The organism is Burkholderia sp. BC1 (assembly GCF_052683555.1).
On the sequence record NZ_JBQYLP010000016.1, the window covers coordinates 1 to 15,128 of the forward strand.

Consider the following 15,128-nt stretch of genomic DNA (forward strand, 5'->3'; position numbering starts at 1 on the left):
ACGAGCCGCGTTTCGAGCTCGCGCGTATCGACGTCGGGCATCGTGCCGGGCTCCGCATGCACGACGAAGTGAATGCGGGCGATGGCCGATTCCGACAGCAGCGGCGTGAACTCGACGTTCACGCCGTTGTACGCATCGACGAGCAGCTTCGCGATGCGCCGCCGCAGGTCGGTGTTGTATTTGTCGCGCGGCACGAACACGAGACACGACACGAAGCGGTCGAAGCGGTCGCGCCGCACGAACAGCCGCGTGCGTTGGTGTTCCTGCAGCCGCAGGATGCCGAGCGCGATGTCGTAGAGCTGGTCTTCGTCGGCCTGGAACAGCTCGTCGCGTGGATAGGTTTCGAGCACCGTCACGAGCGACTTGCCGAGATGCCCCTTCGGCAGAAAGCCTGCGCGGCGCACGATGTTCGCGCACTTGCGGCGCACGATCGGAATCTCCGCGCTCGACACCATGTACGCGGTCGACGTGTAGAGCCCGAGGAAGCGGCGCTCGCCGCTCACCTTGCCGTCGGCGCCGACGAGCTTCACGCCGACGTAGTCGAGATAGCCGGGCCGATGCACGGTGGCGCGCGAATTCGCCTTCGTCAGAAAGATCGGCGATGCGCCGGAGATGATGGCCGCGGCGGCCGGCGGCAGCGGCGTCACGTCGGGCGCGCCCGGCGAGCGCAGCGATTCGCGCAGGATGCCGAAGCCCGAGCCTTCGATACCGCGCAGCGCGAAACCGGAGCCGTCTGACACGAGCGCGTAGTCGCGTTGCCCGAGGAACGTGAAGTGATCGGCGAGCATCCATTCGAGGAACGCGCGCGCTTCGATATCTTCGGCGGTCGCTTCGCGCGTCTTCATGTCCTTGATCGTCGCGCGCGCGATGTCGACGATTTTCGGCCAGTCCTCGACCGATGCGCGTACGTCGCCGAGCACGCGCGCGATGTCGTCGCGCAGCGTGTCGAGCAGCGCGGCGTCGCCGCAGCGATCGACTTCGAAATGGATGAACGACGCGAGCTGCGACTGGCCGTCGGCCGCGCTTGCGCCGCCTGCGTCGACGCGTTCGATGCCGCCGTGCGCGCCGCGCCAGATCCGGAACACCGGATGCAGTGCCGAATGCAGCGCGAGGCCGAGACGGTTGACGGCCATCGTCACCGAATCGACGAGGAACGGCATGTCGTCGTTGACGATCTCGATCACCGTGTGATCGGAATGCCAGCCGTGCTGTTCGAGGATCGGGTTGTAGACGCGCAGCCGCTCGCTGCCGGGGACGAATTTCTGGGCGGTCTGCCAGTGCGCCATCGCGGCGCCGTAGAGATCGGCGATGCTGCGGCTTTGCAGATCGTCCGCGTCGACGAAATCGTAGTAGTGACGCAGGAACGGCTCGACGATGCGGAACGTCGTTTCCGGCAGCCGCGCGCGCGCGAACTCGACGACGTCGGAGAGCAGGTGGGCGACGACTTCCTCGTTCTTCGCTTCCATGGCGATCTCCTCGTCGGGTGGAGCCATTGGTTGCTGCTGCGTCTGCCCGGCATTATGCGCCGATTGCGTGACAACGCGATGTGCGGGTGCACAACGGCAGCAGGCCCGGGTGCGAATGTGTCGCTGCGGTATCCCCCTTTTGTGGCGGGATAATCCGATTTACTGCATGATGCCGTATCGATGTCCATCCCTTTGGCATGCGAACAGAGGTTCAGTTGTTACCCGACGCTCATTACGCGGTACCCATCATCGGAGAAATTTGATAGATGAATATGACGCGCATGACCCCGTTTCGACAAATCACCCGCATGTATCAGGCGGTACTAGATATTCAGCATTCGCTATCGCAATTCGCGGTGTCGGCACAGAGTAAAAACGAACGTCACCAAGCCGATATCGATTCCCTCGCTGAAAGAATTGCCCGGCTCGAATCGACCTGCCGGCAACTGTTGGAGCGGGTCGAGCAGGAGCCGCGCGCCGCCGAGCCGCCGTCGTTCGTTCCGGTCCCGCCGTTTACCCGCACATCGGAACCCGGCGAATTCATGCCGTTCTCGACCTGTAGCGTCGCGGATTTCTATCACCCGCGCCTGCTCGAGATCTGCGCGATGCTGAACCATCATTTCGTGTTTCATCGGAAACTGTGGGAATGGGTGTTCGTGATTCATCACTTGCTGGAATCAGGCAAAGTGAAGCCGGGCGCGCGCGGGCTGGTATTCGGCGTCGGGAGCGAGCGGTTGCCGGCGCTGTTCGCGAAGCTCGGCGCGCAGATCGTCGCAACCGACGCGCCGGAAGACATCGGTGAATCGAAAGGCTGGAAAGCCACCGGCCAGCATAGTGCGACGCTGTCGCAAATTCGTTACGAGGATATCGTCGACGGCAGTGTGTTCGACGAGCGTGTGTCGTACGAGACCTGCGACATGAACCACATTCCCGATCATCTACGCGATTTCGACTTCAACTGGTCGTCGTGCTGCTTCGAACATCTTGGCAATCTCGAAGCCGGCAAGCAGTTCGTGATCAACGCGGTGGAGAAATGTCTGCGCGTGGGCGGCGTGGCGGTACATACGACCGAGTTCAATCTGACTTCCGACGACGACACCCTGGAAAGCGGACAGACCGTGCTGTATCGACGGCGCGATCTGCTGGATCTGGTCGGCCGGCTGAGAAGCCGCGGACACGACGTAAGGCCGTTCGTCGTTGCGCCCGACTCCCACCCGCTGGATTTTCATGTCGATGCGCCGCCCTACAAGAGCATTCCGCATCTGAAGCTGGCCTACGAAAAGTACGTCGTTACGTCGGCCGGGCTGGTCGTAACACGAGGGCGGTAGTACACCCGGCGGATTCCGCCGGGCCTGTTCACGAGGCTAATGCGTGCCGGTCAGCGCGCCTCGCTCCACAGCTTCCCGCCGGTCGCCCAGTTTTCCTTCTTCACATCGGTCAGGATGATATCGACGGAGCCCGGTTCGCAGCCGAGCGTTTCGCACGTCACACGCGTGATCGCTTCGACGAACTGGCGCTTCTGCTCGACGGTGCGGCCCTCGAACAACTGGATATTGAAAGTCGGCATGACAAAACCTCCGGTTGGGTTTGAAAAAATCGATTCCGCGGATGCCGTCGCCGCCGCGCTCAATCGCGATACGACCGGTCGATCCGGTCGAGCCGCCGCAGCAACGCCGGCCATTCCAGTTCGCCTTCGATCGCGCCGCCGTCGCGCAATTGCTCGGCGGTGCGCTCCGCGACGGCCGGCTCCGGCAGCACGAGCGGGCCGCCGCCTGCCTGTGCGCGCAGCTGGATGTCGCAGGCCTTGATCAGCGTATCCATCAGGACATACGCCTCGGCGACCGTGCGGCCGACCGTCAGCGTACCGTGGTTGCGCAGCAGCATCGCGGATTTCGTGCCGAGACTCGCGGTCAGCCGCGCGCCCTCGGCGGGCGAGAACGCGAGTGCTTCGTAGTCGTGGTAGGTGAGGTCGCCGTGGAACCGCAGTGCATGCTGCGACGCGGGCAGCAGCCCGTCGCGCTGGATCGACACCGCAATGCCGGCGGTATTGTGCAGATGCATCACGCAGACCGCGTCGGGACGCGCCGCATGCACGGCCGCATGCAGGGCGAAGCCCGTCACGTTGACCGCGTGCTCGCCGTCGCCGATCCGGTTGCCGGCGAGGTCGATCTTCACGAGATTCGATGCGCAGACTTCGTCGAACGTCAGACTGAACGGGTTGATCAGGAAATGACCGGGCTCGCCCGGCACGGTCGCGGACAGATGCGTGTAGATCAGGTCGTCCCAGCCGTTCAGCGCGACGAGCCGGTACGCGGCCGCGAGGTCGACGCGCAGCCGGCGTTCGGCGTCCGAGATCGGGCCGCCGGGTTTGACGGCATCAGGACGGTGTGCGAATGACGACATCGGGTTCTCCGAGGGTAAAGCGCCGCGCGACGGCGACCGTGATCCACGACGCGAGCGCGAACGGCGCGGTGAGCGCGACGAGGCCGGCGCGCATCGCAAGCCACTGGATCAGCGCGGCCAGCGCGGCGGCCGCGAGCGCCGCGCGCGTGCCGCGCGGCAACAGCGCGAGGGCGGCGAGCGCACCGTTGAAGCCGAGCAGGCCGTTCGTCAGCGAAGCAGGATCGGCGCCAAGCGCGGTCAGCAACACGGTCGACACGACCGCGCCCGCGAGTGCCAGCGCGGCCGCGCGACGCGACTCGGCCGCGATGCCCGCGACGATCAGCGCGCCGGCCCACGCGCCCTGCGCGAACGTGGTCTGCGCGACGCCGGCGAGCAGCGCGGGGCCGATGGCCGACCACGTCGGCGTCGCGCCGGCGGTCGCGCCATCCGCATGCTGCGTCGCAATAAAAAACGGCAGCCACAGTGCGGACACCGCGAGGCACGGGCTCGAATACGGACACTGCCGCCATTTCGCGAGCGGCCCGCGCATCGCGCGATGCACGAGTGCCGCGCCGATCGCGGGCAAGGGCGACAGCGCGACGCCGAGCAGCGGATCGGGGGCGAACACGGCGGCGACCAGCGCGGCGAGGGCGCCGTTGAAACCGTGCAACCCTTGTTCGAGATCGTCGCGACGCGCGCCCGTCAGCACCGCCGTCAGGTTGGCGGCGGCCGCGCCGAGCAGCGCCGCGCACGCGAGCCGCGGGTCGGTCAGCGCCAGCGCGGCGAGCAGCAGCGCGCCCGTGAGCGCGTTCGCCTGCAGCACGATCTGGCCGATGCTGCGCAGCAGGATGCGCAGATCGATCGACGGCGTGGCAGAGTGTGCGGTGAACATGATGGCGGCGGAGCAGGACGAGCCGCGAGCATAGGACACAATCCCGTGCACCGGAATGGGGAATTCTGGATAGTCGGAATTTGTGCGCGATGCCCCACCGTGGGGCGTGCGAGGAGGCGGAATGACGAAAGCGGTGCGCTGGGCGTCGCTCGAAGGCGACGGCATCGAACATCTGACGTTCGAGCGGAGCGGCGACGGTATCGTCGTCGAAAGCGCGGTGGTCGGCCAGCGGTACGGCGGGGCCTACGGGCTCGCGTATCGGCTCGTCTGCGATCCGCGATGGCGCGTGACCTGCGCGGTCCTCAAGGTGATGGGCGGCGGCACGCTCGAGTTGCACGGCGACGGCGCCGGCCACTGGCGCGACCGAGCGGGCGAGGCGCTGCCCGCGCTGGACGGCTGCATCGACATCGATATCGCGGCGACGCCGTTCACGAATGCGTTGCCGATCGGCCGCCTCGCGCTCGCGCGCGGCGAGCGGCAGCCGATCGACGTCGTCTACGTGTCGGTGCCCGACCTGACCGCGACGCGCGTCGAGCAGGCGTACACCTGCATCGAGCCGGGCCGGCGCTATCGCTACGAAGGGATCTTCCGCAACTTCACGGCCGAGATGGACGTCGACGACGACGGCCTCGTGATCGACTACGAGACGCTGTTCAAACGTCTGCCGACGCCCGGCTGAGCGGCGGCCGCCGGCGACGGCGCGGCCTTGCCTTCGTGTGCGGACGCGAAGCGGTCGATCCGCGACGCGATCAGGTCGGGATCGCGCAGCACGATCCAGTGGGCCCCGTCGATTTCCTCGCGCACATGCTCGCCGAGCCAGCGATCGAGATCGATCGTCATCTCGGGCGTCACGTAGCGGTCGCGCACCGGCACGAGAATCTGCACCGGCGCCTGCGCATACCGCTCGCGCGGCTTGCTTGCGCGCGCGATGAAATTCGCGCGGTACAGCTGCAACCCGTTCAGCGCATTCTTCAATTGCGACGGATCGCGCTCGACGCGCACGCGTTCGGTCAGCTGCATCCAGCGCGGCCACAGCGCGGCGCCGCCGAGCCGCCAGACCAGCGACGGCACGATCGGCAGATGGAAGAACGCGATGTACCACGATTTCAGGCTCTGCTTGAGCCGCATCCTCGCGCGGAACACGTGATCGAGGCACGGGCCCGAGATCGACGTATACGACGCGATCCGCCCGCGAAACGCAGGGTCGGTCACAGCCTCCCAGCACTGGATCGACCCCCAGTCGTGGCCGACCAGATGAAACGGACGGTCGCCGCAGGTCGCATCGGCAACCGCCTTCAGGTCTTCCGCGAGCCGCGCGAGCGCGTAGTCGGCGCGGTGTCGCGGCGCATCGGACGCCCCCGCGCCGCGCACGTCGTACGCGATCACGCGATAGCGCCCGGCAAGCCGTGCGCGAATCGGCGCCCACACGGCGGCCGAATCGGGATAGCCGTGCACGAGAATCAGCGGCGGCGCGCGACGCGGGCCGCTGACATAGACGGCGAGCTTCACGTCGCCGGAGCGGACGGTCAGCATGTCGCGATCGCGCGCCATCGCATCATGCCTGCGCGACGGGATGCAGCGGCACGCGACGCGGTGCGGCCTGCGCGGCATAGCGCGCGTTGGTCGCGTCGATGTTCGCGAGCAGCGTGTCGAGTCCCTGCAGATACTGGTGGTTGTCGTGATCCCACGGATGGAAGCCCGGCCGGAAATAGTCGAGCCACTCGCGCGCGATGCTCGGAAACACGCCGTGCTTCGGCCCGTACAGATACTTGACGAGACGCCACATGCCGCCGAACCTGCCGTGACGGCGACGATGCGCGAGCATCAGCCGCACATGGAAGTCGAACACGATGGTCCAGAAAATCACGGTCGTGATCAGCATCGTGCCGGTGCGCAGCAGATAGCGGCCGATGCCGGGCTTCATCACCGCGTTCCACACGTCGTACGAGACGGCCTTGTGCTCGGTCTCTTCCATCGCGTGCCACATCCACATCTGCTGATAGCCTTCGACGGAGCCGTCGATCCGATGCTCGTGGCCCGACAGCAGCTGGTTCGCGAGAATCGCCGTGTAGTGCTCGAGCGCGATCGTGATCGCGAGCTGCATCGAATGCGGCAGCACCTTCTTGAACCAGCCGAGAATCGTCCACAGGCGCTTGTCGAGCTTGTGCGCAGGCAGACCGGATGCCTGCAGCAGATCGTTGTACTCGATGTGCTCGCGCGTATGCATCGCTTCCTGTCCGATGAAGCCGAGCACCTGCTTCTTCAGCTCCGGATCGTCGATGCGGTCGCGATAGTTGCGCACCGAATCCATGAAGAAGCGTTCGCCGGCCGGAAACAGCAGCGACAGCGCGTTCATGAAATGCGTGACGGGCACGCCCTGCACGTGCCAGTCGCGCGCGCGCTCGGGCGGCAGCGCGAAGCGGACGTCGCGCCGCACCGGCATCATCTGCGGAGTGCTCATGACTGTTTTCCTCCTTGATTGCCTGCGTTGTTGTAGGTGGCGTGGAGCGGGGCGCTCGCCGGCGTGCCGAAGCGTGCCGCGCGGCGGCGCGCCTTCGCGGCCTCCTGGCGCGACTTGAGCACGACGAGCGCCTGATAGGCGGCCGGCAGGATCCGCGCCATCCAGTCGGCGGCCTTCGCGTCGCGGCCGATCAGCACGCGGCGCTTGTTCTTGCGCACGCCGGCGAGGATCGTGCGCGCGGCATCGTCGGCGCTCGTGATGAAGAACTTCTCGAAGTCGTCCTTGCCCTGCTGTTCGCTTTCGATCATGAAGCCGACCATGTTCTTCGCGATCCGGCTCGACTGCGCGATGTTGGTGCGGATGCCGCCCGGATGCACGCAGGTCGCCGACACGCCGCAGTTCATCATGTCGAGTTCCTGCCGCAGCGATTCGGTGAAACCGCGCACCGCGAACTTGGTCGCGTTGTACGCGCTCATGCCGGGCTGCGCGAAGATGCCGAAGATGCTCGACGTGTTGATCACGTGGCCTTCGCCGGCGGCCTTCAGATGCGGCAGGAACGCCTTCGTGCCGTGCACGATGCCCCAGAAGTTGATGTTCACGATCCATTCGAGATCGGCGTAGTCCATTCCCTCGATCGTGCTCGACAGCGCGACGCCCGCGTTGTTGAAGATCAGGTTGACCTTGCCGTGCTCGCGTGCCGTATCGTCGGCCCACGCGAACATCGCGTCGCGATCGGCGACGTCGAGCACGCGCGAGCTCACGCGTACGTTCGGCGCGATCGCGCGCACAATCCGTTCGGTTTCGGCGAGGCCGACGCCGTTCTTGTCCGCGAGCGCGACGTGGCAGCCGGCCTGCGCGAGCTGCACCGCGAGCGAGCGGCCCATTCCGGAACCGGCGCCCGTGATGGCCGCGACCTTGTTGGCGAAATCTTTCATGTGCTTGCTCCTTGTCCGGGTCAGGCTGCTTCGGCCGAAGCGGAAGCGCGAGGGGCGGGCGCCGCGGCCGCGTGCGCGGCATCGTGCGGCGCGCGATACGCGTGGTAATCGGCGATCGAGAAGTGCGCCGTAGCCTGGCGGAAGCGCCAGGTGAAGCCCGGCCACAGCGTCGTGTTCTTGCCGGTGCGCGGATCGAGATACCAGCTCTTGCAGCCGCCCGTCGACCAGATCGCCTTCTTCAGCTTGCGCTGCAGCTCGCTGTTGAACTGCGCCTCGACGGTCGGGCGCACCTCGATCGCGTCCGCGCGCTCGCGGTGCATCGCCTGCAGCGCGCCGAGGATGTATTCGATCTGCGACTCGATCATGAACACCATCGAGTTATGACCGAGCCCGGTGTTCGGGCCGACGATCATGAAGAAGTTCGGGTAGCCGGGCAGCGTCGTGCCGAGATACGCGTGCGCGCCGTCGCGCCATGCATCGACGATGTCGAGGCCGCCGCGGCCGATGATCGCGCCGCGCGGGAACGGATCGGCGACCTGGAAGCCGGTGCCGTAGATCAGGCAGTCCACCTCATGACGCGTGCCGTCGGTCGTCACGACCGCGTCGGCTTCGATGCGCGCGATGCCGGTCGTCACGACGCTGACATTGCTGCGCGACAGCGCCGGGTAATAGTCGTTCGAGATCAGCACGCGCTTGCAGCCGAGCGTGTAGTCGGGCGTGACCGCGCGGCGCAGCGGCGGGTCCGGCACCTGCTTGCGGATATGGCGCAACGCGAGCTTCTGCACGTTCTTCATCAGCCCCGGATGGATGGCGAAGCCGAGCACGCGCGATTCGAGCATCCAGTAGAGTCCGCTGCGCACGAGCTTCTGCGTGAACGGCAGCGTGCGGAACAGCCATTGTTCGAACCGCGTGAGGTTGCGGTCGGGCTTCGGCATGATCCACGGCGGCGTGCGCTGGAACAGCGCGAGCGACTTCACGCGCGGCGCGATCTGCGGCACGAACTGGATCGCGCTCGCGCCGGTACCGATCACGGCGACACGCTTGCCCTCGAGCGGATACGCGTGATCCCACTGCTGCGAGTGGAACGCGCGGCCGCGGAAATCCTCGACGCCCGGAATCGCCGGCAGCGCGGGGCGCGACAGGCCGCCCATGCCGGACACGAGCACGCGCGCCGACAGCCGCTTGCCGTTCGAGAACGTCAGACGCCAGCGCTGCACGCGCTCGTCGTATTCGGCACGCTGCAGTTCGTGGTTCATGCGCAGATGCGGGCTGATCCCGAAGCGCTGCACGCAGTCTTCGAGATACGCGCGGATCTCGGGCTGCGGCGCGAACATGCGCGTCCAGCGCGGGTTCGGCGCGAACGAGAACGAGTAGACGTGCGATTGCACGTCGCAGGCGCACCCGGGATAGTGGTTGTCGCGCCACGTGCCGCCGACCGAGGCCGCCTTCTCGAGCACGACGAAATCCGTGACGCCCGTCTGCCGCAGGCGAATGGCCATCCCGAGCCCGGCGAAGCCGGTGCCGATGATGGCGATGTCGATGGTTTCGTCCGGGCCGTCATGGCCGGGCGGGCCGAAAGGCAAGGTGCGAGCATTCATCCGGGTGTCTCCGATTGGGCTCATTTTTTAATGTTACATTGGTTGATGTAACGATAGTGGGTGAGCCGGCAAAGCGCAAGCCACTAGAAGCGCCGCTCTAAGGGCCGGAAGCCGCGCCATGCAAGGCGCTGCGCGGTTTGGAACGGACGGCTTTCCGCAGTGAGGAAAGCGCGCGGACGCCCGGCGTACGCCGGCAAACGGCCGCGGTTTCGCGCGAGGATGGGCGGACGGCTGTTTGAAACGGAATCAGGGACGGACCGCGCGGGCGGTCGTCTCATGGAAAACCCCGGTCACGATGACGACTTGCGCGAGCGCATAGAGCGCCCAGATCGCGGGCCGATGCCGGGAAAGCCGCCGAGAAAGCGCTCGACGCCGATCAGCGTGTCCGAGCCGACGAAGATCAGGCTGCCGATCGCGACGAATGGCGCATGCATATCGGCGGCAAGCGCGAAGCTCGCCATCGCGACGAGCACGAGCATGTAGAGGGCGACCGGCACCGCGAGCGCGCCGAGATGCGGGAAGAACGCGGCATAGAACGCGGGCGCCGCGATCCAGAGCGCGACGAGTGCCGCGACGCGCCAGCCGTGCGGACGCGCACGCCAGCGCAAGAAGATCGCGCAGTAGCACAGATGGGTCAGCAGGAACGCGCCGAGGCCGCCCATGAACGTGAACGGCGAGTCGGGCAGCGCGAGCAGCACGTCGCCGAGCACGGCGGCGGCGAGCGCCGCGACGAGCCACGCGCGTTCGCGCGGCGCACGCAGCGTGCTGCCGGCGGCCAGCAGCAGGATGCCCATCGCGGCCTTCGCGGCGAACTGTCCGCGATACGGCGCAGCGGCGAGCGACACGCCGTACAGCAGCGCGGCGGCGACGGCGAGCGGGCAGAGCCGGCGATAGGTAGCGGGAAGCGTGGCGAGCAAGCGCGGTCTCCGGATCGTCGTTGTCGGCGCGCAGCGGCAGGCGGTAGCGCCGACGCGCGGATTGACGACCATTATCCGGAACAACGCGCGGGCGGACACCGGCGAATCCTTCTAGTGCGCCGGTGTCCGCCGCCGGGCGCGCTCGCGAGCGCGCCGTGCCGCCTGTCGGCAGGCGTCAGGTCTATTTCGCGGCGAGCGCGGCCGCGACGCGGCGGTCGATCCACGCGTTGTCGGCGACATTCAGCTTCTGCGGAATCAGCTTCGCCGCGAGGAACGCATCGGCGACACGTTGCTGAACCGCGACGATCTTCTCGTCGACCGGCACCGCGCCGAACGGCACGCGCTTGATCCAGGTTTCGACGAGCGGCGCCGGCATGCCGACGGTCGGCGCGATCAGCGCGGCCGTCTCGGCCGGATGACCGTTCACCCATGCGCCGGTCTCGCGCGCCTGCGCGAGAATCGCGGCAACCACGTCGGGATGCTGCTGCGCGAAATCGCGCGTCGCCTCGTAGAAGTTGTTGGTCGGCGTGAGGTCCGTGTAATCGGACAGCGTGCGGATCTTCAACGCGTTTTGCGCGGCTGCGTAATACGGGTCCCAGACGGCCCACGCGTCGACGTGCCCGCTTTCGAAGGCGGCACGCGCATCGGCGGGCGGCAGGTAGACCGGGCGGATCTCGTCGTAGCGTACGCCGGCCTTGTTCAGCGCTTCGAGCAGCAGATAGTTCGCGCTCGAGCCTTTCTGCAGCGCGACGCGCTTGCCGCGCAGCTCGGCCACCGAGCGGATCGGCGAATCGGCCTTCACGAACACGGCCTCGTTGTGCGGCGCCGGCGGTTCCGCGCCGACGTACACGAAGCGCACGCCGGCCGCCTGTGCGAACACGGGCGGCGGCGCGCCCGTATAGCCGAAGTCGATGCCGTTCGCGTTCAGTGCTTCGAGCAGCTGCGGGCCGGCCGGAAACTCGAACCATTGCACGTCGTAGCCGAGCGGCTTCAGCCGCGCTTCGAGCGAATGCTGCGCGTGGATGATCGCGAGCAGCCCGGCCTTCTGATAGCCGATGCGTACGACCTGGCCCGCGCTCGCCGGCGCGCAGACGGACGCGGCCGACAGGGCGACGAGTGCGGTGGCGACGGTGCGGGCGATCCAGCGGGGGAAACGAATCATCGAACGAACTCCATGCGTGACGTCTTCGGAGAGCGGCATGCCGCTCGGGTGGAAGAATCGTCGCATGGGCGTTGGCGCCCGCCAACGAAGCAATGCCGATATGAATATGAAAGCGGCGCGCTTATGCTTTGCCGCCGCTGCCGTGCGCTTCGGGCGCACCGGCCTGCCGCGCGGCTTCGTCGCTGAGCTTGCGATCGAGAATCGTCGCGACGCGGCCGCCGAGGTACGCGCTGGCCGCGTTTTCGAGCGCGCGGTTCATCTCCGCCTCGACGAATACGGCCGCGAGCGGACGCAGGCGCCAGATCGCGTCGACGAGCGCCGGCACGTCGGTTGCCGGCGGCAGCGTGCCCGCATCGTAGCGGTCGAGCTGCTTGACGACGAGATCGACGAGCAGCCGCGCGACGGCGTCGAAGTGCGGGCGCGCGAGGCTGATCACGTCGAGCAGTTCGCGCGGCGGAATGCCTTCCTTCGTCATCGCGGCCGCCGCTTCGAGCAGCGCGGGGCTCTTCGCGACGAACGACATGCCGCGCCGCTCGAGCAGCCCCAGTTCGGTCACGCGCGCGAGCTGCGTGGGCGTCTGCGGCCCGAACATCTGCGCGAGCGCGGCGAGCGAATAGGTTTTCGGGCGTTCGTGCGACCAGCGTCCGCCGATCGCGTTTTCGAGGCCGAGGATCGAGCGCAAGTCGTGGCCTTCGTCGATCGCCTTGATCAGATCCTGGATGTTCGACAGCGTATAGCCGCGCGCGAGCAGATGGTTGATCAGCTTCAGGCGCGCGACGTGCGTATCGTCGTAGATGCCGACGCGCCCGCGTTTCTCGGGCGGCGCCAGCAGCCCGCGATCCTGATATGCACGGACGTTGCGTACGGTCGTGTCGGACACGCGCGCGAGTTCGTCCACCGTGTACTCGTTGCGGGTTTCGTCGGCGGCGGTGTCGGACGGAGGAGGAGTCTGTTTCGGCATGCGGCCATTCTAGCGCGACGCGCCTTGCGCGGGCGAGGCGGGCAGCGTGGCCGCGCCCTCGCCGAGCGGGCGCTGCAGCAGTGCGATGTCGATCCAGCGGCCGTGCTTGAAGCCGACCGCCTGTAGCGTGCCGGCCGGCGCGAAGCCGAAGGCGCGATGCAGCGACGTCGAGCCGCCGGTGCCGCCGTCCGCGATCGCCGCGATCATCTGCCGCCACGGGCCGGCCTCGCAGCGCGCGATCAGCGCGGCGAGCAGGGCGCGGCCGATGCCGCGGCCGCGCTGTGCGTCGTCGATGTAGATCGAGTCTTCCACGGTGTATCGGTAGGCGTGCCGCGGGCGGTACGGCGTCGCATACGCATAGCCGGCGACGCGGCCGTCGCATTCGGCGACGAGATACGGAAGCCCGTGGCGCAGCACCGCGTCGCGGCGCGCGGCGAGTTCGGCGACGTCGGGCGGGACTTCCTCGAACGACGCGACGCTGTGGCGCACGTGATGCGCGTAGATCGCCTGGATCGCGGAGAGATCGGCGTCGGTCGCGTCGCGGACGGTACAGGCGGGAGCAGCGGACATGGCGAAGTCGGATCGGACGAAACCGCTACTATGCGGGCGCGCGGCCGGCAGGTAAAGCGGACGGCACCGGCGCCTGCTGCACGATCGGCGCGCGCGGCGCCTGCCCGCGTGTCGGCGGCCGCGCAAAGCGGCGCCGCCGCATCCGTCAGCCGCGCGTGCGCAGCGGCGCGTCCTCGACGAACCAGGCAAGCACGAACGCGATCGCGATCACCGTCGCCGCGGCCAGATAGACGACGTGCAGCGAGTCGGCGAACGCATGCAGGTATGCGCTGCGAACCGCCTCGGGCAGCTGCCCGAGCGTGCCGGGACCGAGCGCCGCCGGCAGTTCGGTCCCGGCCGGCAGCGCATCGATCAGCCGCGCGCGCAGGCCGTGCGAGAACAGCGCACCGAACGCGGCGACGCCGATCGAGCCGCCGATCGAGCGGAACAGCGTCGCGCCGGACGTCGCGACGCCCATGTGCCGGAACTCGACGGTGTTCTGCGCGGCGAGCGTCAGCACGGGCATCACCATCCCGAGGCCGATGCCGAGCAGCGCCATATACGCGTACATCGTGTGCAGCGGCGTGTCGAGCGACAGCGTCGACAGCAGCACCATCGCGACGCCGCCGATCAGCGTGCCGGCGATCGGAAACGCGCGGTACGAGCCGAGTCGCGCGATCAGCCGGCCGCTCGCGACCGACATCGCGAGCATCCCGCCCATCATCGGCAGCAACTGCATGCCGGCCTGCGACGGCGTCGAGCCTTTCACGACCTGCAGATAGAGCGGAATGAACGTGACCGAGCCGAACAGCGCGACGCCGACGACGAAGCCGATCGCGCAGCACAGCACGAAGGTGCGATGCCGGAACAACTCGAGCGGCATGATCGGCTCGGCCGCGAGCCGTTCCTCGTACACGAACCCGCCGATCGCGACGAGCCCGAGCACGAGCGTCATCCAGAGCTGCGGCGACGACCACGGCAGCAACGAGCCGCCTTCGCTGGTAAACAGGATCACGCAGGTGAGCGCGGTCGCGAGGAACGCGGCGCCCAGGTAGTCGATGCGGTGCTTCACGTGCGCCGCATGCGGCCGGAATGCGATGCCGATCACGGCAAGCGCGAGAAAGCCGAGCGGCAGGTTGATCGTGAAGATCCAGCGCCACGACAGATGCTCGACGAGAAAACCGCCGAGCAGCGGCCCGACGATCGTCGCGAGCCCGTAGACGCCGCCGAACATCCCCTGATAGCGCGCGCGGCGGTCGGGCGGGACGAGATCGCCGATCGCAGCCATCGTGACGACCATCAACCCGCCGCCGCCGAGGCCCTGCAGCGCGCGCAGCGCGATCAGCTGCGTCATGTCCTGCGCGATCCCGCAGAGCGCCGACCCCGCGAGGAACAGCGCGATCGCGACCTGCAGCACGATCTTGCGGCCGTACAGATCGCCGAGCTTGCCGTAGAGCGGCAGCACGACCGTCGACGACAGCAGGTACGCGGTCACGACCCACGACAGCCGGTCGAGCCCGCCGAGTTCGCCGACGATCGTCGGCAGCGCGGTCGACACGATCGTCTGATCGAGCGCGGACAACAGCATCACGAGCAGCAGCGCCGCCATGATCGGCGCCGTCGGCGCATCGCGGCGCGCGACGGGGTCGACGGACGGCGAGGGAAGGGTATCGGTTCGCATTGCATTATCTGCCATGGCAGGAAGTTGCTCGAAATATAGTCGTCGATAGATGACCAGTCAATTTCTGCTTGGGCGTGAATTGTTGCAGTCGTAACGGTGCGTTGCCGGCTCGCCGAATTGATCG

At 67.4% G+C, this 15,128-nt stretch carries 13 protein-coding genes and 2 pseudogenes; 2 read left to right on the plus strand and 13 right to left on the minus strand.

Going from position 1 to position 15,128, the window contains the following annotated elements:
* Positions 1–1,466, minus strand: a pseudogene (locus tag ACSHSS_RS10590) (NAD-glutamate dehydrogenase); the annotation flags it as partial.
* 266 nt (positions 1,467–1,732) lie between these two features.
* Between ACSHSS_RS10590 and ACSHSS_RS10595 the strand changes: the two are divergent.
* Positions 1,733–2,794 carry a hypothetical protein gene (locus tag ACSHSS_RS10595; RefSeq protein ID WP_230955625.1) on the plus strand — a complete coding sequence of 354 codons (1,062 nt, stop codon included), beginning with the start codon at positions 1,733–1,735 and terminating at the stop codon, positions 2,792–2,794.
* Between the two features lie 50 nt (positions 2,795–2,844).
* Here the strand turns inward: ACSHSS_RS10595 and ACSHSS_RS10600 are convergent, their stop codons facing one another.
* The 3 genes from ACSHSS_RS10600 to ACSHSS_RS10610 are packed head-to-tail and all read right to left on the minus strand — an operon-like array spanning position 2,845 to position 4,740.
* On the minus strand, positions 2,845–3,033 hold the full coding sequence (locus tag ACSHSS_RS10600) for a 4-oxalocrotonate tautomerase (protein WP_048804610.1): 189 nt from the start codon (positions 3,031–3,033) through the stop codon (positions 2,845–2,847).
* A gap of 59 nt (positions 3,034–3,092) precedes the next feature.
* Positions 3,093–3,869 carry a class II aldolase/adducin family protein gene (locus ACSHSS_RS10605; RefSeq protein ID WP_445544937.1) on the minus strand — a complete coding sequence of 259 codons (777 nt, stop codon included), beginning with the start codon at positions 3,867–3,869 and terminating at the stop codon, positions 3,093–3,095.
* The gene (locus ACSHSS_RS10610; protein WP_060146170.1) at positions 3,844–4,740 is read right to left on the minus strand and encodes an urea transporter; all 897 of its coding nucleotides are present in this window, start codon (positions 4,738–4,740) and stop codon (positions 3,844–3,846) included. The genes ACSHSS_RS10605 and ACSHSS_RS10610 overlap by 26 nt, the downstream gene beginning before the upstream one ends.
* A gap of 121 nt (positions 4,741–4,861) precedes the next feature.
* Here ACSHSS_RS10610 and ACSHSS_RS10615 point away from each other — a divergent pair, with 121 nt between their 5' ends.
* Positions 4,862–5,419: a putative glycolipid-binding domain-containing protein gene (locus ACSHSS_RS10615; protein WP_060146171.1), complete on the plus strand. Its 558-nt coding sequence runs from the start codon at positions 4,862–4,864 to the stop codon at positions 5,417–5,419.
* On the opposite strand, the gene ACSHSS_RS10620 is transcribed toward ACSHSS_RS10615, so the two are convergent.
* The 9 genes and pseudogenes from ACSHSS_RS10620 to ACSHSS_RS10660 form a co-directional block, all read right to left on the minus strand.
* Positions 5,380–6,291 (minus strand): alpha/beta fold hydrolase, encoded by a 912-nt coding sequence (locus tag ACSHSS_RS10620; RefSeq protein WP_060146273.1) that lies wholly within the window; start codon positions 6,289–6,291, stop codon positions 5,380–5,382. The two genes, ACSHSS_RS10615 and ACSHSS_RS10620, sit on opposite strands and share 40 nt — an antisense overlap.
* Before the next feature lie 4 nt (positions 6,292–6,295).
* A complete protein-coding gene (locus ACSHSS_RS10625; RefSeq protein WP_006403241.1) occupies positions 6,296–7,201 on the minus strand; it encodes a metal-dependent hydrolase in 906 nt (301 codons plus the stop codon).
* Positions 7,198–8,136 carry an SDR family NAD(P)-dependent oxidoreductase gene (locus ACSHSS_RS10630; RefSeq protein ID WP_006396814.1) on the minus strand — a complete coding sequence of 313 codons (939 nt, stop codon included), beginning with the start codon at positions 8,134–8,136 and terminating at the stop codon, positions 7,198–7,200. Before ACSHSS_RS10630 ends, ACSHSS_RS10625 begins: the two co-directional genes overlap by 4 nt.
* A gap of 20 nt (positions 8,137–8,156) precedes the next feature.
* A complete protein-coding gene (locus ACSHSS_RS10635) occupies positions 8,157–9,734 on the minus strand; it encodes a flavin-containing monooxygenase (protein WP_445544938.1) in 1,578 nt (525 codons plus the stop codon).
* 246 nt (positions 9,735–9,980) lie between these two features.
* Positions 9,981–10,651, minus strand: a pseudogene (locus tag ACSHSS_RS10640) (lysoplasmalogenase).
* Positions 10,652–10,832: 181 nt separating this feature from the next.
* Positions 10,833–11,813, minus strand: coding sequence for a sulfonate ABC transporter substrate-binding protein (locus tag ACSHSS_RS10645; RefSeq protein ID WP_445544939.1), 981 nt, complete (start codon positions 11,811–11,813; stop codon positions 10,833–10,835).
* A 121-nt stretch (positions 11,814–11,934) separates the two neighbouring features.
* Complete coding sequence (locus tag ACSHSS_RS10650; protein WP_012216835.1) at positions 11,935–12,774, minus strand: MerR family transcriptional regulator; 840 nt, start codon at positions 12,772–12,774, stop codon at positions 11,935–11,937.
* 9 nt (positions 12,775–12,783) lie between these two features.
* Positions 12,784–13,344: a GNAT family N-acetyltransferase gene (locus ACSHSS_RS10655; RefSeq protein ID WP_445544940.1), complete on the minus strand. Its 561-nt coding sequence runs from the start codon at positions 13,342–13,344 to the stop codon at positions 12,784–12,786.
* 145 nt (positions 13,345–13,489) lie between these two features.
* Positions 13,490–15,004 (minus strand): MDR family MFS transporter, encoded by a 1,515-nt coding sequence (locus tag ACSHSS_RS10660; protein ID WP_445544941.1) that lies wholly within the window; start codon positions 15,002–15,004, stop codon positions 13,490–13,492.
* Positions 15,005–15,128: the final 124 nt, after the last annotated feature.